Genomic DNA, 20,027 nt, shown 5'->3' on the forward strand with positions numbered 1-20,027 from the left:
ATAAATATGAAACTGGGTATTTTAGGCACAGGAATGATCGTCAAGGATGTGATGTCATTTATTAACGATCTTGAGCTGGAATCTGTTTCTATTCTGGGTACTGAAGCGACAAAAGACGAAACGGAAAAACTGGCTCACTTATGTCAAAATGGGAAGGCATTTTTTAGCTATGATGAGCTATTAAATAGCGACGTAGATACTATTTATGTGGCTTTACCGAATCATCTGCATTACACATTTGCAGTAAAAGCACTGGAAAGTGGTAAGCATGTGATCATAGAAAAACCCATTGTAATTGATGTTGCTGAGCTATTGCATCTGAAGGAGCTGGCCGAGTCTAAAGGCCTGGTTGTTCTTGAAGCCATGAATATTCACTATCTTGATTCATATTCGAATTTAAAACGTGATTTGCCAGCTCTTGGCGATATCAAAATCGTTAGTATGAATTATAGCCAGTTATCATCGCGTTATAGTGACTTCAAAAATAATATTATCCATCCAGCCTTTGACGCCAGAAAGGGCGGCGGTGCTTTGATGGATATTAATATCTATAATATCCACTTTGTTGTTGGCCTTTTTGGAATGCCTGAAGGTGTCATTTATCAGGCGAATATATCCCAGGGTGTCGATACCAGTGGAATGTTGCTCATGGACTATGGTTCTTTCAAGGCTGTATGCGTCGGTGCGAAAGACTGCCATGCGCCTGTGTCTTCAACGATTCAGGGGGAAATGGGGTGCATTACTCTCAATAAACCAACAAATCAGATGGTTGGATATGAGCTAAAACCTAATGCCATACCCGCTAAACATATTGAGCATGTTGAAAAGCATCGTTTGCTTCCTGAATTTAGAAAATTCATTGAAATTATATCAATGAGAGATTTTTCTCTGGCATCAAAAATGCTGGAAACCAGTATCAATGTCCTGAACGTTATTGAGAAGGCTCGTCACCAACAGAATATCGGGGTTAAAAATGTCTGACAAAATGATTATTGGTTATATCGGTAACGGTAAAAGTGCAAACCGTTATCATTTGCCATTTGTGCTAGAACGGAAAGATTCGATCACTGTTAAAACCATTTATTCTGTGAATCTTGAAAGAGATCAGTGGCCACAAATTGATGGTATTCAATATACACAGGAACTTGCTGACCTGTTGAAAGATGACGAGATCGATGCAGTGATTATTACTACTCCATCGCAGTTTCACTATGAAATGGCGAAGAAGGCCATTCTTGCGGGCAAACACTGTGTTGTGGAAAAGCCCTTTACTGAAACACTTGAGCAGGCTAAAGAGCTTCTGGAGCTTGCTTCGCAGATGGGGGTGGTCGTTCAGTCATACCAGAATAGACGTTTTGATAGCGATTTTCTGACCGTTCAGAAAGTGATTGATAGCGGTGTCCTCGGAGACCTTCTGGAAATTGAGATGCACTATGATTATTTCAGGCCTCAGGTACCTGAATCTATTAACCATTTTGATAAAGTAAATGGTTATTTATTCGGACATGGTTGTCATACGCTTGACCAGATTATTTCTGTCTTCGGTACGCCAGATTCTGTACATTATGATGTGAAACAGATCCTTGGTCATGGACGGATGAATGATTATTTTGACCTTGATTTATATTATGGGAAATTAAAAGTTTCGGTTAAATCCAGCTATTTTAGAATTAAAGAAAGACCAAGTTTTGTAGTATATGGTAAAAAAGGGATGTTTGTAAAAGAGAAAAAAGACAAACAAGAGGAGCATCTGAAGTTAGGCTATATGCCTCATAATCCTGATTTTGGCATTGATCTCCCCGCAGATTATGGCGTATTGACTTATATAGATGATGCGGGTGATTTTAATGAACAGAGAGTTATTTCCGTTAATGGAGATTATGGTCGTTATTATGACGCGCTTTTCGCCACCCTTAAAAATGGAAAGGAGCGCCTTGTCACTCCTGAACAAATATTAAAACAAATTTCCTTATTAGAAAATGGAGTGAAAGAACTCTATTAATCATGAGGCCGCTGTATAGCGGCCAATTCCCGAATGATTGGATAACTAAATGAAAAATATAACCTTTAAGCAAGGGTGTTTATCTTTGGCTGTATGTACTGCTATTCTATCCTCTAACTCTGCTCTTGCTACCTCAACTTTAAGTATTGAGGAGCAAATAGCTCAACTCCAGAAGCAATTAAAAGAAACACAGGCGGATCTCCAGGAAACAAAAAAGAAGTTGAACGCACAGCAATTGGTGATAAATAAGAATGAAGAACTCCAGCGTTCTCACATTGCGGCGAAACAACAACCAATATTATCTGATCAATCAGGAGATAGGGTTGAAACTGTATCTGTCACTAAGCCATCAGGAACAACGCAATCCAAAAATAATACGAGTGATAAAAAATATACTCTCAAAGAAATATCTGCTTTTGTGAAGGATGATATCGGATTTAATTACTCCGGGTATTTTCGTTCTGGTTACTCGGTAGGGAATAGAGGACCTGCAAAATCGTATGCTATTGGATCTTTGGGGCGTTTTGGGCAGGAAAATAGCTCATGGTTCGATCTGGAACTTTCTCAGCGCGTTTATAAAGAGAATGGCAGAAGCGCCAAGGCAGTAGTCATGTTCGATGGTAACGTTGGTTCTCAGTATAGCGCAGGCTGGTTTGATAGCAATTCAGAGAATCTGATGCAGTTCTCTGATATTTACCTTACGACAAAGGGATTTTTACCGTTTGCGAAGGATGCAGATTTCTGGGTTGGTAAACATAAATTACCTAAACTTGAAATCCAGATGTTGGACTTCAAGTATCATCAATCAGATGCCGCCGCCGGGGTTGGTATTGAAAACTGGCGTCTTGGCCCTGGCTATTTAAATATGGCCTTAACGCGTGAGGACTTAGACGCCCACAGCGTTAACCCGGATGATGACCAGACGCAACAGATTAACACGAATACCATTGACATTCGTTACAATAAAACGCCAGTCTGGTCTGATGCGACGGTTGACGTATGGGGACGGTATTCCACTCCGAATAAAACTGACCTTAATAAGAAAAATGAAGATAACGGTACTTATTATAGCGTTAAAGAGGCCTGGCATGTTGGTGGTACATTAACTCAAAACTGGAAAAGAGGTGGTTTTACTAATTTTAGTTTCCAGACTGCGAACAACTCGATTGCCAGCGGATTCTCATTAGTTTCTGACTCCGGTGCTCTTTATGGCTATAACGGGCAGTATTATGGTGAGCATACTAATGGTAAAGCCTACAGATTCCTTTCAGAAGGCGAAAATTATATTGGTTCAAGATACATTGTCGCGCATGCATTTGTTTATAGTTTTGGTAATGATGTCTATGATTATTATACTGGTCCCCATACTGATTTTAACTCCACCCGAATTGTGGTAAGGCCTGCTTACATCTGGGATATCTATAATCAGAGTGGCGTAGAGCTCGGCTGGTTTACTCAAACTAATAAAACTGGTGGTGTCGATTATAAAGAGTCGGGCCTGAAAACAACACTGTTCCATACCTTTAAAGTCAATACGAGTATGTTGACTTCAAGACCAGAAATTCGTTTTTATGCGACATATCTGAAAAGTTTTGATAATGAAATTACTCAGTTTGAATTTAATGATTACAAGAAAGACCAGTTTACCATTGGTACTCAAGCTGAAGTGTGGTGGTAAATCTACTATCTTATATCTTAAGTTTAACATGATTATATGTGTATTTTACCTTGACTTATATAAATCATATTTGGTTTCGGGTATATAATCGAGCGCTATACTCCGCGTGGCGTGTTCCGTTCTGTGACGATAACTTCGACAGAAGAGTGGTCGGGTTCAAGTATACCTATTTGTCATGAATATCAAATGGAGGGTGGGGGCGAGTGTTGTAAGACACGTCCGCCTCCAGTGTTGTTTTATAGATAGTGGCCATCAAATTGATGGTGGACATAATCAGACATAGTATTACAGGGGGAATACGTAACCAGGCACTAAACGCTCCATGTTGCCTGCAGCCCGCAGGCAACCTCTGCTACATTCGCAATGTATCAATAACCGCTCTCAGCGCGGGCGATACATTGCGGTGCGGGTAATAGAGAAATGAACCTTCCAGACGCTGGCTATAACGCTGGAGCACCCGTATAAGCGTGCCCTGCGCTAGATCGTCGGTAATCAGTTCTTCCGGGACATAGGCCAGCCCCAGACCGAGCCTGGCCGCTTTGGCTTCCATATAGCTATCGGCGAAAGCCCACTGTCCCTGCGGCGGATGAGTGATTTTTTTGCCATCCACGTTAAGTTCCCAGGCGTAAAGGCTGCCGTCGCCAAACTGATAAGCGATGCAGGGGTGGACGACTAAATCGGCGGGCGTTTGTGGAAAGCCGTAGCGTCGAAAATGTTCCGGTGTACCCACCACCGCCATCTCCATATCGCGCGAAATGCGTACCGCAATCATGCCGCTTCCGACTTCCGGGCCCAGACGTACGCCCGCATCGAATCGCTCCGCAATAATATCGACAAAACGGCTTTCGCTGATCAGTTCCAGTCTGATATCGGGATAGCGTTGTTTAAATACTGCCAGCTTCGGCAGCAGGACTTTATCAATGGCATGCTGGCTGGCATTGATGCGTACCGTACCGGAGGGCGTTTGACGATAGTGGGCCAGCGTGGCGAGTCCCATATCTAAGGCGTCGAAACCAGATTCGACATTGTGATAGAGCTGCTCACCCGCCTGAGTGAGCGACAAACGGCGGGTGGTGCGCATCAGAAGCTGAACGCCCAGGCGCTCTTCAAGTTCACGAACCGCACGGCTGATCCCGGACTGCGCCAGGCCGAGTCGTTGCGCTGCGGCGGTAAAACTGCCTTCCCGCACCACCTGCATAAACAGATAAAGGTCATTATAGTTTTCTCGTTTCGCCATTCTACCGCCTCGTAATCCTCATGCCATTTAGAACAATATGGTATTAATCTTAGCATTTTTCACCCACTAATCAGCACTATTACTGCTGGCTACACTAAGCCCACGACAACAAAGCGCAGCAGCGTTGTCTACTGGAGATTTGCATTGATCACGTTTATTTAGGGGACTTTGATGACGGTTTTCACCAAAAAACTGACAGCCGCGATACCTGCCATGCTGCTTTGCGCCTCACTAAGTGGAGTCACAACGATGAGTTATGCTGATACGACTAACCCGAATACGCCTGTCTCTTTGATTGAAAAATGGGACAAAACATTTCCTGAGAGCGTGAAAGTGGATCATCGTAAGGTGACCTTCCACAACCGCTACGGGATTACCTTAGCAGGAGACCTCTACTTGCCGAAGGATCGCGGCGACCGCAAACTGGCCGCCATTGCCGTTAGCGGTCCTTTCGGCGCGGTAAAAGAGCAATCCAGCGGCCTGTATGCCCAGACGTTGGCCGAGCAGGGGTTTGTCACCCTGGCGTTTGACCCATCCTATACGGGTGAAAGCGGTGGCTACCCACGTAATGTGGCCTCGCCGGACATCAATACCGAGGATTTCAGTGCCGCGGTGGACTTTCTGGGCCTGCAAAAAGAGGTGGATCGCCACCGTATCGGTTTGCTCGGCATTTGCGGATGGGGCGGTATGGCCTTAAACGACGCGGCGATGGATACGCGCGTCAAAGCGGTGGCGACCAGCGTCATGTATGACATGAGCCGCGCGATGGGGCATGGAGTCGGCGATGGCAAAGACCGCTACACGACCGCCGACCGCCGAGCGGTACTGCAGTACCTGAACGCGCAGCGCTGGAAGGATGCGGCAAACGGCACTTTCGCCCCCGGCGGGCATGACATTTATGTTGATGATAAAGGCAACGTCAGCGCTGCCGATCGTATTTTGCCGGAAACCTTGCCCGCCAATCCCAACCCGGTCCTGAAAGAGTTCTTCGATTATTACCGTATGCCGCGTGGTTTCCATCCGCGTTCGGTTAATTCAACCGGGGCATGGAATGCGACGATGCCGCTGTCGTTTATGAATATGCCGCTGCTGAATTATGCCGGCGAAGTGACTATTCCGACGCTTATCGTGACTGGCGAAAAAGCCCATTCTCGCTATTTTGCCGAAGATGCCTATAAGGCTATTGGCAGCAATAAGAAAGAACTGGTGATTGTCCCTGGCGCAAACCATGTCGATCTTTATGACAACGCCGCAGGCAAAATTCCCTTTAGTCAGTTTGAGCAGTTCTTTAAAACCAACCTGAAATAGATCTCCGGTGCCGGAGACATCCCCAATGCCGCCACGCGCCTGCGGGCGGCTTTGTATGGTCGGAGCTAAATAATGTCTGCATTAAGTAACACCCGGGCACACTGGAGCGGCGTCCTGGCGATGACGCTCTGCGTATTTGTACTCATTGCCTCAGAATTTATGCCGGTCAGCCTGTTAACGCCCATCGCTGGCGATTTAGGCGTCACCGAAGGATTAGCCGGTCAGGGCATTGCCATTTCAGGCGCGCTGGCGGTGCTGACCAGCCTGACCATTTCTCGCCTTGCGGGAGCATGGGATCGTAAATACCTTCTGTTAGCGCTCACGGCGCTGATGGCGGTCTCGGGAATGATGATTGCCCTGGCGTCCTGCTATCCAGTTTATATGCTGGGCAGGGCGCTCATTGGGATCGTCATCGGCGGCTTCTGGTCTATGTCGGCCGCAACGGCCATTCGCCTGGTGCCGCAACGCCAGGTCCCCCGCGCATTGGCCATCTTTAACAGCGGCAACGCGCTGGCCACCGTTGTGGCAGCGCCGCTGGGCAGCTACCTGGGGGCCACCGTCGGCTGGCGCGGCGCCTTTTTATGTCTCGTCCCGCTGGCGATGGTGGCTTTCGTCTGGCAATGCGTTAGTCTGCCGTCGATGAAAAGCCAGCGCGCACCACAGCCGCAGGGAACCGTGCTGGGTCTGTTCCGGCGCTCGACGGTATTCCTTGGATTGCTGGCCTGCGGGCTGTTTTTTATGGGGCAGTTTACCTTATTTACCTATGTGCGACCGTTTCTGGAGACCGTGACCCGAGTCAGTTCCTCTGGTCTGTCCCTGATATTGCTGGCGATGGGTACTGCCGGTTTCGTCGGCACGCTGCTTATTTCGAGCGCGCTGAACGCCCGGTTTTATCCGACGCTGGTGGCTATCCCTTTGGTCATGGCCGCGATTGCCGGAACGCTTCTGCTGGCCGGACACCACACGGGATCAGTCGCCGTACTGTTAAGCCTGTGGGGCCTGCTGGCGACGGCCGCGCCCACCGGCTGGTGGACATGGATTGCGCGGACGCTGCCCGAGGATGCGGAGGCGGGCGGTGGTCTGATGGTCGCCGTGATCCAGCTATCGATTGCCCTCGGGTCAACGGCAGGCGGCCGGGTGTTTGATAGTCTGGGATGGCGCAGCAATTTTGCACTGAGCGGTCTGTTACTGCTGGCGGCGGCAGGGGCGACTTTTCTGCTCTCTGTCAAAATCAGATCATCTCAGCGCACGCCGATTAATGAGCTGGATGTATAAGTCAAATCACAAATGACAGGGTAATCGCGGCGACGTTTATGGCCTACCATGATGGTTTAACAACATGAGGGCTGACCATGGAATATTGCGTATTAAGTAACAACCGTAAAATGCCGATGCTGGGTTTTGGCGTTTTTAAGGTGACCGATAAAGCAGAGTGTAAGCGGTCGGTGCTGAACGCCATTCGCACCGGCTACCGCCTCATCGATACCGCCGCCGTCTACGATAATGAAGATGCGGTGGGGGAGGCCGTTCGCGAAGCCATCGCCGAAGGTCTGTGTACCCGCGAGGCGCTGTTTATTACCTCCAAACTGTGGGTTCAGGACATGGCCAACGCCGGGATGGCGAAAGCCGGGATTGCCGCGTCCTTAAAAAAATCCGGGCTGGAATACTTCGATCTTTATCTGTTGCATCAGGCGATGGGCGATTATTTCAGCGCCTGGCGCGCGCTGGAGGAGGCTTATGAAGCCGGTACCCTCAAAGCGATCGGCGTGTCCAATTTCTACGCCCATGTGTTAGCTAACTTCTGCGAAACCGTCAGAATCAGGCCGATGGTGAATCAGGTCGAACTGCATCCTTATTTCGCCCAGCCCGCGGCGCTGGAAACCATGAAGCACTATCACGTTCAGCCGGAAGCCTGGGCGCCGTTAGGCGGTGGCAGACATAATCCGTATGAAGAGGCCATGCTGCAGGAGATTGCCGATGCCCACCAAAAAACCGTTGCTCAGGTGGTCCTGCGCTGGAACGTGCAGCGTGGCGTCACGGTCATTCCTAAATCCACCCGCCAAGAGCGTATTGAAGAGAACTTTGCCATCTGGGATTTCTCGCTCACCGCGCGCGAAATGGCGCAAATCAGCGATCTGGATTTAGGTTACGTTGGCGAAGCAGTGAAACACTTTAACCCTGAATTCGTTCGCGGCTGTCTGGGGGTGAAAATCCACGACTGATCGTGGCTCAGCGTGAAGTCTGCTTCATTTAGCTGCCTGCGCCGCGGCGACGGGTTCGGTATGCTGGTTAGCGCCCACGCGTGTGCCGCGACGGTTGTCGATGCGGTAGTCGACCGTCACGGGCTGCGGGCCGGCGGGGGTGACGGTCAGCTCCCTGATCATCTGGCCGGCGTCCGGCGGTAGGGTCAGCGTGGTTTCCCCCTGAGCGAGCATCTGGCCATTTTGCCTGATCCGCCAGGTCAGGCGACAATCCTCGCAGGCCGTCCAGGTATCGTTAATCGCCCACAGGCGCACCGTCGCCGGGCTACCCTGACGCCAGCTGGCGGTCACCGGCTCGATGGATGGCAGGATCGGCTGATAGGCGCGCTGCAGGGCATAGTAACCCGCCTTCGGCTGGCGCAGATAATCCACCACCCCCCAGTTGATGGAGGGCCATGTCTCGACAAACATAAAGTGGAACAGGGCGGTCACCGGCTGATAACGCTGGCGGCGATAGCTCTCCGCTGCCAGCGCCACCAGCCTGGCCTGATAAGCCTGGGTGTTTTCAATCATCTCCTGAATAGTGTTGCCTCGTGGAATACCGGCAAATTTAAAGGTCTGGAAAGGCTGAAAATTATGGTACTTCCATCGCACCCAGCCGGGGTCGTCGGCGGCGGTGGTTTTCGGCCACAGCAGACGGGCCGGGATAATGGTCTTCAGGGTGGAGAGGCGGGGCAGCGCCTGAGCGCCAAACTCGGTAATAATCCCGGTTTTCGCCGGGGCGAGCAGGTCGCGCAGGGTGCCGAAATACCAGCCCGCCCAGTAGTGCTCTTCAACAGCGGAAAAGCGATGCACGATGCGGGAGGTATCTTCCGCCAGCGCATCGCCCACCCGCTGCGTCAGGGTCTGGTTTAAGGTTTTACGCCAGTCGGGGAAGCGTTTCACCATCCAGGGCGAGTTCCACGGCGGCTCGTTGTGACCGCCCCAGACAATAATCGCCGGCGAATTGCCGAACTGGTCCATCATCGCCCGGGTCTGGCGCACCGCGTTATCGGCAAAGGCGACGCTGTCATCATAACCCCACTGCAGCGGAACATCCTGCCAGATCATCAGCCCCATCTCATCGGCCACCTCATACAGCGCGCGGCCCGCCACGTGACCATGAACGCGGATGGCGTTGGCGTTCATGGCCGTGACTAGCCTGAAATCCCGGCGATATTTTTTCCGCGTCATGGTGCTCAGCCACGGCGAGCCAATATAGTTGCTGCCCTTGATGAACAGCCGTTTGTCATTGATGCGCCAGCCCTGATTGTCCGCCAGCGCTTCCACCTTACGTAATCCGGTGCGGGTGACGGCGGTATCCATGATCCCCCGGTTATCCGCGAGGGTGGCGCGCACCCGGTAGAGGTTAGGTTTGCCAGCACCCACGGGCCACCAGAGCTTTGCCGAGGGCATGGGGAGCGAGACGCGCAGGACGCCTGCGGTGTTCTCCAGGGTGACCGCGAAGGCCTGTTGAAAACGCGGGCCGGAAAAATTGTCCGGGGTGGCCGTCAGGCGCAGCGTGACGGGGCCGGGGGTCACGGCCCGATAGCGGATTTCGGCACGCAGAATGGGCTGCTCCAGCCCCTGTCGCCAGTCCGGGCGCAGGATCACCTCGTCGAGGGTGACGCCGCGGCTCAGATGGAGCTTCACCGGCGCCCAGATCCCCCCGGAATTGGCATCCTGCCCCTGAACCGACCAGGCGCCGCCCGGGCGGGTATCGTGCTGGTTCAGGATCCCTTTCATCAGCGTTTTGTGCAGCGGCCAGATCGTTTGCGGGTCTTCATAGGGGCTGTCGACCCGCACGACGAGCTTATTATGGCGGCGAACGACCCCGCTGATGTCCACCGGGAAGCGCTGAAAATACCCTTCGTGCCGGGCCAGCGTCTTGCCGTTGAGCGCCACCTCGGCAAAGTAATCGACGCCGTCAAACACCAGGGTGGCCATGGCGTCCGGCGTCAGGCCATGCAGGGTAAACTGATGGCGATACCACAGGGCGCCCTGATGATCGTATCCGGCGCTGTACCAGTTTGCCGGTACCCGCAGCGTGCGCCAGTCGCCGTCCGAAGCCTGCGCGCCGTCGAAGGCGCTGTCGTTGGCGTCATGCACCCGCCATTGCCCGGCCAGTGACCAGGTCACCGGCGCTGAGCCGGCGTGCGCCAGCGGCAGGCAAACCACCAGCAGCAGAAGACGTCTAGCGATCACGGGGAGCCTCCTGCATTCTGCGGCGCAGCCACAGGTGGCAGCCCGCGATCGCCTTGGCCAGCGTGTCTTGCAGGTCGCCCGGCACGCTCTGGTCGGGCGAGGCTGCCTGGCTCTCCAGTTGCTGGAGCACCCCGGAAAGGCGCTGAAAGCCAAGGGTGGCCGCCTCGCCGCGCAGTTTGTGGGCGGCACGACGCCACGTCTCCCGGTCATTAGCGTTAATGGCGTGGGTAAGGGCGGCGGCGGCAGCGTCAAGCCCAGCAGCGAAGAGCCCCAGCAGCTCCTCGACCAGCTCAGGATCGTCGGCGCACTGTTTCAGCAGGCGGGCCTCGTCCGGCAGGCCTTCCTCTTCCTCCGGACCGCTATCTTCCGCCGCGCCGACGCGGGCGATGGCCTCCCGTAGCGCCTCCTGGCTCACCGGTTTGGCGATATAGCCGTCAAAGCCCATCGCCAGACAGCGCTCTTTGTCGCCCTGCATCGCGTGGGCGGTCATAGCCATCGCGGGCTGGTGCTCCCGGCCGAGCGCCTGCGTCTCTTCGCGCAGCAGGCGGATGGCGGTTTCACCGTCCATCTCCGGCATTTGCAGATCGATCAGCAGGAGATCCCAGCAGTCGGCGCGCCAGCGCGCCAGCGCCTCCCGGCCGTTGTTCACCACCTCGCAGCGGTGGCCAAGCTGTTCCAGCAGCCGTCTGGCGACCTTCTGATTAACCAGATTGTCCTCGGCCAGCAGGATATGCAGCCCGGCCTGCTCCCTGACCGGTTCCGCAACGGGGGCTGGCGCTGTCGCCACCACCGGCGTGGGAACCAGAATGCCGGCGATAACCTGATGCAGTTCGCGCTGCGCCACCGGTTTATGCAGATAGTGAGCAATGCCGATGCGCTTGAGCATATTGGCGTCAAAATGGCGGCTCATGGAGCTGAGCATAATAATCTGGCTTTGCCGGGCCTCGGGCAGGGCGGAAAGCTCCAGCGCCAGGGATACGCCGTCCATATCCGGCATCTGCGCGTCCAGCAGGATCAGCGGCCAGGGCGGCCCTTCGGCGGCCCGGCGTAGCGCCTCGCCGGCGTTGTCCACGCAGCTTGGCATCAGCCCCATCTGGCGAAGCATGGCGTCGAGCAGGCGCAGGTTGGTGCTGTTGTCGTCAACCACCAGCACCCGCTGGTGGTTAAAATGGCCCAGCGGGGCGCTGTCGGCGGCGGCGTGCAGCGCTGCCAGCGGCAGGGTGAAGGCAAATTCGCTGCCCGCCCCGGGCTGGCTCTCCACCGTCAGCTCGCCGCCCATCAGGCTGACCAGGCGGGCCGAAATGGTTAACCCCAGACCGGTGCCGCCGTAGCGGCGGGTGGTGGAGCTATCGGCCTGGCTGAAAGCCTCGAAGATCGCCTTTTGCTTCTCCGCGGCGATGCCGATGCCGGTATCGCGAATGCGAAAGCGCCAGCGGTTTTCGTCGCCGGCCGGCGCTATCGCCAGCAGAACCTCCCCCTGATGCGTGAACTTCAGCGCATTACCCAACAGGTTGGTCAGGATTTGCCGCAGCCGGGGGCCATCGACGATCAGCACCTCGGGCACCGTTGGGGAGATATCCACCAGCAGCTCAATGCCCTTTTCGCTGGCGGCAGGCATATGCGGGCGGATCAGCGACTGAACAAAGGGGCGGATCTCCAGCGGCTCTTCGTCCACCTGCATCTTGCCCGACTCAATGCGTGAGAAATCAAGAATGTCGTTAATAATGTGCAGCAGCGACTGGGCTGAGCTCATCACCAGCGAAAGATACTCCCGCTGCTCCGCGGTCAGCGGCGTGTCGAGGCAGAGCTGCGTCATGCCGAGAATGCCGTTCATCGGGGTGCGGATTTCGTGGCTCATATTGGCGAGGAAGGCGCTTTTCGCTTCGTTCGCCTCGCGGGCTTCCTTCGCCGCCTCAATGGCCAGCAGCTCTGCGGCTTTGCGCCGGGTAATATCCTGCAAGGTGCCGATCACCCGCTCTGCCTGCTGCTGCATATTGAGGGTGACGATCTGCCCCGAGAGCAGCATCCAGCGCCAGCCCTGCGTGGGGTGCTGGACGCGAAGTTCACATTCAAAAACCGGCATATGCTCGTTTTGCGAGGCGATCATCGCCTGCTGCAGGGTGGCGCGATCGTCCTCGTGGACCAGATTGAGCATAAAACGCAGTGGAAAGCGCCACTGCGCCCGTGACTGGCCGACCATCGCCAGCAGGGTGTCATTGACCTGCAGGCTGTCGCCGGAGACCTGCCAGTCCCAGATGCCGATCTGGATCGACTCCGCGGTGAATAAAAAGTCGTCGTGAAGCTGGTGACGCGAGCGTCGGGCCTCGTCAAGCTCGGTGATGTCGGTATGCAGGCTGACAATCCCGCCATCCGCCAGCCGCTGATGCTGAACGTAAATCCGGCGGTTGCCCGACTGACGGACCTCGCAGTGGTTCGTCTGGCGGCAGTTGCGGATTATCGCCTCGCGCAGCGTCTGTTGCCGGCCTGGGTCGATGTTATATCCGGCATCGATAAACTTCTCCGCCAGGCTCTCAAGAGAGGCGCCGACGGCGAGCCAGGGCGCGATCGTTGGATAAAACAGCGCCACCTTATCATTCCAGGCCTGCAGTCGTTCACGCTCATCGTAGATCATCACCGCCGAGGGCAGGAGGTTGAGGTCGGTACGGTTAGCGGCATCCATGATTACTGGCCAGCGGTTTGATAGTGGAGCTCCGCCTGGCGGCGCAGATACTCAAGCCCAGGGGCGATGGCCATTGCCCATGCGGTGAGGATCTCCTCATCGCACAGCGGATCGCTGGCGCGGACGGTTTTGAGCATCGCTTCCCGCCAGAGGGCAAAAAAACGCGGCGGCAGACGCAGGCCTTCCTCGCCCTGCGCCCGCGCCAGCCGTTCCAGGAAATCGGGTACAAAGAGGTCGCCGTTGACCGCCAGCATGGCGAAAAAGCTTTTAAAGATCATCTGCTGGCCTTCTTCGCCGGAGCGTTGTGAGAAGTGCTGCTCGGTTTCCGCAGACATATGGATAAAAGTAGTGTAGAAGGCTTCGAAGAAGCGCTGTTTGTCGTGCTCCGGTACGACGCGATTCAGGCTGGCTTCAAAGAGATCGCGATAAAACTTCATGGTGCGCTCCTCATGACCCGTTCGCCCGGCAGGCAGCGGCGGGGCGGGTTAAATTCGTCCGTCGCGCGGCGGGCAAAATAGCTGTTGTCATCCGCGAGGCCGTTTTTGAACAACGGCCCGGCGTTGTGTTTGTAAAACAGCGCCTCCAGTACCATGGCGTTGGTGGAGAGGGTGAGGGTAGCGTTGACGTCGCCGGTGGCCTCGACCCGACCTTCAAACCAGCCGCGCTGCGGGTCGTTAAGATGGGTAGTGACCGCCATTAGCGCATCGGTATACTCGGTTTCCCACAGCGTCCACAGGATAAAGACCGCTTTGGTGGTCACCTGCGCCAGCCGGGGGTAGTATTTCCCGTCGTCCCCGAGCGTATTCCAGGCGTAGCCATTTCCCCAGACGGTGTCTTCCACGTGCCAGGGCGCCTGGGTAAGCGAAAAATCGGCCCGGGCGGTGAGCACCTTATCCTGCGTCCAGCGCGTTTTCTGGCTGAGCCATATCCCTTCCGCCCGGGCGCGCATGGCTTTTTGTACCTCTTCCGACACGCCGGGCGGCTGCCAGCCGAACTCCAGTCCCGGCAGCATGGCGGGCAGAGTGGAGAGCACCACGGGTTGCCAGGTGGTTCGCGGGTCGCGGTCGTCAACGGCGAGGCGGCGCTGATAAATAATCACATGGCGCGCCGGGGGAGAGAGAGCCTTGCCGGCCGGAAATCCCCACAGGCGGAACGCGCTGGCGGCGTATTCACTGTCTCCCAGCTGGAGCTCCTCGCGGATCGTCCGCTGCCCGTTCTGCAGTGAGGCGGACCACAGCTCACCGTCTTTATCGATCACCGGACAGAAGTTCCAGCGCAGGATAATTTTATCAATGTACTCGCCATACTGCGGCGCGCGTTCGGCGGTGAGCCGCAGGGCGAGCATCAGTCGCGCCATATCTTTCGCTGACCAGCCGCTGCCCGCCGGTTTGCCGCTGAAGTCGACTGGGGTCGCCGTCTGAGTGGAGTATAGCCTGCCCGGCGAACCGCCGTCGGTCAGCGTCAGTCGATTGAGGGTGCCGAGCAGGGGCGTCAGGCGGGCGTCGAATTCCGCTTCCTTTACCAGCCCCAGCTCTCTGGCGGCGAGCAGGGCGATAAGGGTGTCGCCCATCTGCCATAGCGTCGCGCGGGGCTGTTTGTCGCTGCCGTTGACCAGGCCGGTATGCGGCTGGGTATTGTTCTCGACGTACCGCCAGGCGATCTGCGCCCACGTCCGCTCCTGCGGCGTCAGGCTGCTGATACGGGCGGTGGTGTGCCAGCCGCCTTTAGTCAGCCAGCGCCACCCCGCGCCTTCGCGACCAAACAGCGCCAGGGCGATAAGCAGCAGGACGACGGCGACGGCCAGCCAGCGGGCTATGGTTTTAAGCATTGCGCGGTCACCGGCGGAAGTTTAACGGGCTCGTCAGCCTTGCAGGCGGCGCACTGGCAGGCCTGGCAGGCGGGTTGGGTGCGCTGCGTGGTCCCGGTCTGCTCGCACCATGTTTTGACGGCTGGGGTATTGCTCAGGAACGGGCGATTGCGCGGGCCGTTATTCGGTTCAAAGAGATCCACCAGCTTCTTGTCCCACAGCGACGGGGCGAAATTGCGGTTTTTCGGATTGTCGCTGGAAAACTGCAGCAGTTTGCCCTCTTTTTTAAACAGCAGCGCTTCCAGCATGATGCCGTTATTGTTGGCGGTAAATTCATTGATAGGCCCGTCGCCGTTCTCATACAGCCCCTCGTAATAGCCTTTACCCGCTTCGTTCGCGTTTTCAATGGCGTCCAGCAGACGATCGGTATAGGGCGAGTTCCACAGCACCCACATCCCCATCGCCGCTTTGAGCGACACGGCGGCGCTGTTCGGTACGAACTGGCCTTTGTCGGTTATGGTGTTCCAGTTAAAACCATCGCTGAACACCGTGTCATAGACAAAGTACGGGGATTTATCGAGCTGATGCTCGGAGCGGGCGGTGAGGATCCCGGTGATGGCGTAGCGATTCTCCTGGGCCTGATAGACCCGGTCGGCAAAGTTTTTCATCCATGGATGGGAGTACTCGCGCGGGCTGTTGTTCCGGTCAGCAGGATTATCAAAGCCAAACTCCATGCCATACAGCACGTAAGATTCACTGACCACATAGTTATGCTGGCTGGTTTGCCGCGGGTCGCGCGAATCATAGGGGACCAGCACGCAGTAAATCTCCGCCAGCTCGTAGGGCTGCGGCCGGCTGGCCTGACAGGTGTTAAATCCCCACAGCTGAAAGCCCGCCGCGCCGTACTCCTCGTAGCCCAGGCGGCCTTCCTGAACGTATTTTGGCTGGCCGTTTTCCAGATACGCCCCGTACAGCGTGCCGCAGGGATCGACCACATGGCTGAAATCCCACCCCAGCACCACGTTATCGATGCTGTTGCTGTATTCCGGATAACGCTCCTTGATCACCTTCAGCCAGATCAGCATTCTGCCGATATCCAGCGCCGAATAGCCGATTTCGCCCGGCTTGTTCTGGTAGTTCACCTTCTGTCCACTCACGGTGTTATAGGCTTTGTTGGGCAATTCGTTACGGAATAAATCGAGCTTATTCAGCGTGGCGAGAAACTTCAGCATCCGACGGTCGAACTCCGCCTTATCAATAATCCCCAGCTCACGGGCCGCGGTCATCGCGGCCAGATAGGAGGCGCTGTCCCACATGGTGGTGGAGGGGTATTTGTTCACCGCATTGACCAGCCCGGTGGTGGGCTGAAAGTTGGCGACGAAATATTGCCAGGCGTTTCTGGCGATAGTCATCTCCCTCGGCGTCAGCTCCCCGCTGCGCGGGGCGTATTCCGCAGCCGGCAGACCGGTCGCGGCCTGCGCGCCGGAGAGCGAGAGCCACAGCGCCATGAGTCCGGCCAGCAGGGGAAAACGGGATAAATAGGTCAGCTTCATGGCGTTGCTCCTGCTGAGGACGAGGGGAGAGGGGCAGGGCTCAGGCAGGCCAGACACAGCAGCTGCCCCCGGGAAATGTAGGCCAGGCTTTCCAGCACGATCGCGTTGGTATCGCCGTCAATAACGTCGTTGACGCTGCGGTTGAGATTTAACCCGCGCTGCCAGCCCCTGCCCGGGACCTGCAGCGTCTGGACCTGCTGGCGCAGCGCTTCGCTCCAGCTATTACGGAACAGGGCGTACCAGGCAAAGGCGGTGCGGGTGGAGGTGATCGCCGATTGCTCCGGGGCGGCGCTGCGCGGGGCGAAGGCGCTCTGCGGCTGCCGGTCCGCCAGCGCGCTGGCATAATCCGGCGCGGGCTCGGCGTAGTCGGTGCTGATCGGCGGCTTGCTGACCCTCAGGCTATGACGGCGCTGCTGGATTTGCATGATGCGCCAGGCGATCTCCGCACTCTGCGCGTCAAAGCCCAGCTCAAGCCCGGTGAGCAGGTACGGCAGGCTGATCAGCGAAGGCTGCCGACCCCAGGGCGTGCGCAGCCCCTCGTCGGGCACCATGATGCCGTCGATATCGATCATCTGCTGCCCCTGCGGCGGGTTGGTCACCGCCAGCCCCGCGGCGCTGTCGATCAGCCGCAGCGTATGGCTGGCGTACAGCCGGTAGCCAAAGCTGTCCCGCGGTTCATCCGCCGCCAGCGCCCAGTGGTGCAGCGGCGCCGCGGCCTGGCTGGCGGGGCTGTTGCTGATGAGCGCGCCGACCCGCCACTGATTAAACAGATCCCGCACCGCGGCGGCGTGCTGAGGATAGCGCCAGAGCAGCGTTTGCAGGGCGGTGAGCAGGCGTCCCATACCGATGGCGGAGGAGTCCGGGCTGCCGAGGATCTGCAGCGTGTCGGCATGGTACTGAGCGGCGGGCAATCCCAGGGCGTTGAGGGGCAGTTGACCGAGCGTAAACAGGGCGGCGGCAATGCGCTCATCACCTTCGGCGGCGGTCACAATATGCAGCTGCTCTGCGGCGACTACGGCGAAAAGATAGCTGCCGACGCTCCACAGGCTAAGCCAGGGTTCGCCATCGTGCGCGTTGGCCAGACCGTTTGGCTGAGTATTATTCACATAATACTGCCAGGCCACTCGAGCCCAGATCGCCTCGTCAAAGGTCAGCTCGCGCGGGGCAGGGAGCGGCGGAAAATCCTGGCTCAACGTCATCCCACCGCTGCTCTCGACGCGCGCGGGCATCTGTTTTTCCACCCACACGACAATCGCAAAACCCAGCAGGAAGCCAATGAGGATGGTGAGGTAGCTGCGGGCGGGGAGCAGGGCATCGCGGATCCTCATCGACTTGCCTCCTGCTCTTCGGGGGGCGTCCATATGGCGGCGAAGATCAGCGGCAGCATGGCGGCAATATTCACCGCGCCCCAGAAAATGTTGATGACGTACCCGGAGGGGTCGTCAACCTGCCCGCGCGCCACCTGAATGCCGCCCCAGATCAGCCCCGTCAGGGTGAGTACAACGATGGCAATTTGCGGCTTGACGAGATAGAGAAAACGGCCCGTCTGTCTCTCTTTTGGCGTGACGTGAAATTTGATCTGCTCCCCGCGCAAAACGGTGTTTAGCGCCCGCAGATTCATCGAGAAAAAGGAGAGGTAAGAGGCCCGGCCGTCCCAGGCCGAAATACCCCAGGTGCCGAACATAAAGGCCAGTTCGGAGACGATAAAAAAGGGTAAAAAGTGCAGATAGAAAGGGGTAGACCACGCCGACACCGGGGGAATGCCGGTGAAGAGATAGATAATGGGTGAAATCAGGAACACGGTATTCCATACGCAGGCCAGATAGGACCAGAAGGTGGTCGCGTACATCAGCGTTTGCGGCAGCGAGAGTTTAAAGCGGCGGCGGCTGAAGATGTTGTCATGGAACAGGATATCCAGCGAACCGGCGGCGTACTTAAAGCGCTGGATCATCCACGTCAGCATATCCTGCGGCGAGAGCATTTTCGACTCGATCCGCGGGTGCATTACCGAGCGCCAGCTGCGGGCAGCGTCGCCGTGCAGCAGGATGGAGGTATAAATATCTTCCGAGACGTGGAACTTATAGGGCGTCAGTTCAGTATCGAAGGCCACGTGGGGGCGCATGGCCTCCTGCAGCGCTTCCCGCGTTGCCGGGTCGCGAATATCCCGCGTATGACGCGCGATCTCGGCGTCAACGCTCCAGACGTAGCTGCGCAGCGCGGCCTGCATCACCGCTTCCCGACGGTGAACGGAGGCGGCGCCACAGCAGAATGCGGCATTAGCCCAGTTGCGGCGCCGTAAAATCACGTCGTAAAACATGCGCGGATCGTTGAAAAACGGATCGCGACCAATGGTCACCGGACCGACGATTTTCTGCGCCAGCCAGCCCACGCCGTAGCCTGCGCCGCCCGCTTTACGCCGCAGCCAGCGCGCCAGATCCTCCCCCTCCGGAAGATCGAAAAACCATTGCGGGGTCTGCACCCAGGCGACGTCCGGATCGCGAAAATAGCCGAGCGTATTGCTCAGCAGGGTCGGGAAAACGCGGGTATCGGCATCACAGATGATCAGAAAGTCGCCATCGGTATGTTCTAGCCCGTTGCGCAGGTTACCGGCCTTATAGCCGATATTGCTCTGACGGGTGATATAGTTCGCCCCCTCCTGCTCGCAGACCGCCTTCATCTCCGGGCGACGCCCGTCGTCAAGAACATGCACCTTATAGTCGAGCGGACCGGGATAGGTCATCCGCATGGCGTCACGGATCGACAGCCTGACCAGCTCCACATCTTCGGAGTAGGTGGCGATAAACAGATCGACTTTAATCGGCCTCGACTCCACCGCTTCATCCGCTCGCAGACAGTCGTTAATCTCCGTCGGGGGGACGCCTGGCGGAGGATCTTTTTCCTGCCATAAATTAATGGTGAACAGGACTGTGCCAATCCACGCCAGGGTTTCCGCCAGCGCCAGCGGAACGGCATACCATAGGGCGTCGGTATTTAAAGACGCGGTCCAGCGCCAGTAAATATAATTGGCGCCGAGAACCAGGGCGGCCACGGCTAATACCTGCCAGATCATCCTCACCCAGCGCGGGGTGCTGAGCGGCTCAGGCGGTCGACGATGTTCAAAACGGGAAAAATAAAAATCCATAGCAAGGATATCCTGATTCCGCGCTGAGTTTGAATGACTGGTCTGTTATTGATTGGCGGCGTTCTGCAGAACGCACAGGGGCTTATAAATAACAGTAAAGTGAGTGTAGATGGTGGCGTAAAAATTTCAACAGCGCGAAATGATAGTCACCGGGATGACTTAACATAGTGTGATG

The 20,027-nt window shown here is 56.2% G+C and carries 14 protein-coding genes; 6 read left to right on the top strand and 8 right to left on the bottom strand.

Annotation, left to right across the window (positions count from 1 at the left end; genetic code table 11):
* Positions 1–6: 6 nt before the first annotated feature.
* Genes ACOI7Z_RS07295 through ACOI7Z_RS07305 form a run of 3 tightly spaced genes read left to right on the top strand, consistent with a single transcriptional unit; the run spans position 7 to position 3,680 of the window.
* On the top strand, positions 7–981 hold the full coding sequence (locus ACOI7Z_RS07295; RefSeq protein ID WP_087848765.1) for a Gfo/Idh/MocA family protein: 975 nt from the start codon (positions 7–9) through the stop codon (positions 979–981).
* Positions 974–2,002 (top strand): Gfo/Idh/MocA family oxidoreductase, encoded by a 1,029-nt coding sequence (locus ACOI7Z_RS07300; protein ID WP_087848759.1) that lies wholly within the window; start codon positions 974–976, stop codon positions 2,000–2,002. Before ACOI7Z_RS07295 ends, ACOI7Z_RS07300 begins: the two co-directional genes overlap by 8 nt.
* 49 nt (positions 2,003–2,051) lie before the next feature.
* A complete protein-coding gene (locus ACOI7Z_RS07305) occupies positions 2,052–3,680 on the top strand; it encodes a carbohydrate porin (RefSeq protein WP_137916227.1) in 1,629 nt (542 codons plus the stop codon).
* Between the two features lie 352 nt (positions 3,681–4,032).
* Here ACOI7Z_RS07305 and ACOI7Z_RS07310 read toward each other — a convergent pair whose 3' ends face one another.
* Positions 4,033–4,917, bottom strand: coding sequence for a LysR family transcriptional regulator (locus ACOI7Z_RS07310; protein ID WP_087849809.1), 885 nt, complete (start codon positions 4,915–4,917; stop codon positions 4,033–4,035).
* Positions 4,918–5,088: 171 nt separating this feature from the next.
* Here ACOI7Z_RS07310 and ACOI7Z_RS07315 point away from each other — a divergent pair, with 171 nt between their 5' ends.
* The 3 genes from ACOI7Z_RS07315 (at position 5,089) to ACOI7Z_RS07325 (ending at position 8,447) form a co-directional block, all read left to right on the top strand.
* Complete coding sequence (locus ACOI7Z_RS07315; RefSeq protein WP_065883024.1) at positions 5,089–6,225, top strand: alpha/beta hydrolase; 1,137 nt, start codon at positions 5,089–5,091, stop codon at positions 6,223–6,225.
* A gap of 72 nt (positions 6,226–6,297) precedes the next feature.
* Complete coding sequence (locus ACOI7Z_RS07320) at positions 6,298–7,500, top strand: MFS transporter (protein ID WP_087849810.1); 1,203 nt, start codon at positions 6,298–6,300, stop codon at positions 7,498–7,500.
* A 77-nt stretch (positions 7,501–7,577) separates the two neighbouring features.
* Positions 7,578–8,447, top strand: a complete 870-nt coding sequence (locus ACOI7Z_RS07325; RefSeq protein WP_023289371.1) for an aldo/keto reductase — start codon at positions 7,578–7,580, stop codon at positions 8,445–8,447.
* A gap of 24 nt (positions 8,448–8,471) precedes the next feature.
* On the opposite strand, the gene ACOI7Z_RS07330 is transcribed toward ACOI7Z_RS07325, so the two are convergent.
* The 7 genes from ACOI7Z_RS07330 to ACOI7Z_RS07360 are packed head-to-tail and all read right to left on the bottom strand — an operon-like array spanning position 8,472 to position 19,852.
* Positions 8,472–10,670 (bottom strand): glycoside hydrolase family 2 protein, encoded by a 2,199-nt coding sequence (locus tag ACOI7Z_RS07330; protein ID WP_087849811.1) that lies wholly within the window; start codon positions 10,668–10,670, stop codon positions 8,472–8,474.
* A complete protein-coding gene (locus ACOI7Z_RS07335; protein WP_087849812.1) occupies positions 10,660–13,350 on the bottom strand; it encodes a hybrid sensor histidine kinase/response regulator in 2,691 nt (896 codons plus the stop codon). The genes ACOI7Z_RS07330 and ACOI7Z_RS07335 overlap by 11 nt, the downstream gene beginning before the upstream one ends.
* 2 nt (positions 13,351–13,352) lie before the next feature.
* Positions 13,353–13,787: a globin gene (locus ACOI7Z_RS07340; RefSeq protein ID WP_087849813.1), complete on the bottom strand. Its 435-nt coding sequence runs from the start codon at positions 13,785–13,787 to the stop codon at positions 13,353–13,355.
* On the bottom strand, positions 13,784–15,178 hold the full coding sequence (locus ACOI7Z_RS07345) for a DUF3131 domain-containing protein (RefSeq protein WP_087849814.1): 1,395 nt from the start codon (positions 15,176–15,178) through the stop codon (positions 13,784–13,786). Before ACOI7Z_RS07345 ends, ACOI7Z_RS07340 begins: the two co-directional genes overlap by 4 nt.
* Positions 15,163–16,710, bottom strand: a complete 1,548-nt coding sequence (locus tag ACOI7Z_RS07350) for a DUF3131 domain-containing protein (protein WP_086075781.1) — start codon at positions 16,708–16,710, stop codon at positions 15,163–15,165. The genes ACOI7Z_RS07345 and ACOI7Z_RS07350 overlap by 16 nt, the downstream gene beginning before the upstream one ends.
* Positions 16,707–18,038, bottom strand: coding sequence for a DUF3131 domain-containing protein (locus tag ACOI7Z_RS07355; protein WP_087849815.1), 1,332 nt, complete (start codon positions 18,036–18,038; stop codon positions 16,707–16,709). Before ACOI7Z_RS07355 ends, ACOI7Z_RS07350 begins: the two co-directional genes overlap by 4 nt.
* Entirely contained in the window at positions 18,035–19,852 is a 1,818-nt protein-coding gene (locus ACOI7Z_RS07360) for a glycosyltransferase (protein WP_087849816.1), read from the bottom strand. Before ACOI7Z_RS07360 ends, ACOI7Z_RS07355 begins: the two co-directional genes overlap by 4 nt.
* Between the last annotated feature and the right edge of the window lie 175 nt (positions 19,853–20,027).

The organism is Klebsiella sp. C283 (genome assembly GCF_048822555.1).
Taxonomy (GTDB): domain Bacteria; phylum Pseudomonadota; class Gammaproteobacteria; order Enterobacterales; family Enterobacteriaceae; genus Klebsiella; species Klebsiella quasipneumoniae.

Coding starts and splice junctions, on each gene's coding strand:
- ACOI7Z_RS07310 (WP_087849809.1), bottom strand. CDS start 4,917: ATGGCGAAACGAGAAAACTATAATGACCTTTATCTGTTTATGCAGGTG.
- ACOI7Z_RS07320 (WP_087849810.1), top strand. CDS start 6,298: ATGTCTGCATTAAGTAACACCCGGGCACACTGGAGCGGCGTCCTGGCG.
- ACOI7Z_RS07345 (WP_087849814.1), bottom strand. CDS start 15,178: ATGCTTAAAACCATAGCCCGCTGGCTGGCCGTCGCCGTCGTCCTGCTG.
- ACOI7Z_RS07350 (WP_086075781.1), bottom strand. CDS start 16,710: ATGAAGCTGACCTATTTATCCCGTTTTCCCCTGCTGGCCGGACTCATG.
- ACOI7Z_RS07295 (WP_087848765.1), top strand. CDS start 7: ATGAAACTGGGTATTTTAGGCACAGGAATGATCGTCAAGGATGTGATG.
- ACOI7Z_RS07355 (WP_087849815.1), bottom strand. CDS start 18,038: ATGAGGATCCGCGATGCCCTGCTCCCCGCCCGCAGCTACCTCACCATC.
- ACOI7Z_RS07315 (WP_065883024.1), top strand. CDS start 5,089: ATGACGGTTTTCACCAAAAAACTGACAGCCGCGATACCTGCCATGCTG.
- ACOI7Z_RS07360 (WP_087849816.1), bottom strand. CDS start 19,852: ATGGATTTTTATTTTTCCCGTTTTGAACATCGTCGACCGCCTGAGCCG.
- ACOI7Z_RS07325 (WP_023289371.1), top strand. CDS start 7,578: ATGGAATATTGCGTATTAAGTAACAACCGTAAAATGCCGATGCTGGGT.
- ACOI7Z_RS07335 (WP_087849812.1), bottom strand. CDS start 13,350: ATGGATGCCGCTAACCGTACCGACCTCAACCTCCTGCCCTCGGCGGTG.
- ACOI7Z_RS07340 (WP_087849813.1), bottom strand. CDS start 13,787: ATGAAGTTTTATCGCGATCTCTTTGAAGCCAGCCTGAATCGCGTCGTA.
- ACOI7Z_RS07300 (WP_087848759.1), top strand. CDS start 974: ATGTCTGACAAAATGATTATTGGTTATATCGGTAACGGTAAAAGTGCA.
- ACOI7Z_RS07305 (WP_137916227.1), top strand. CDS start 2,052: ATGAAAAATATAACCTTTAAGCAAGGGTGTTTATCTTTGGCTGTATGT.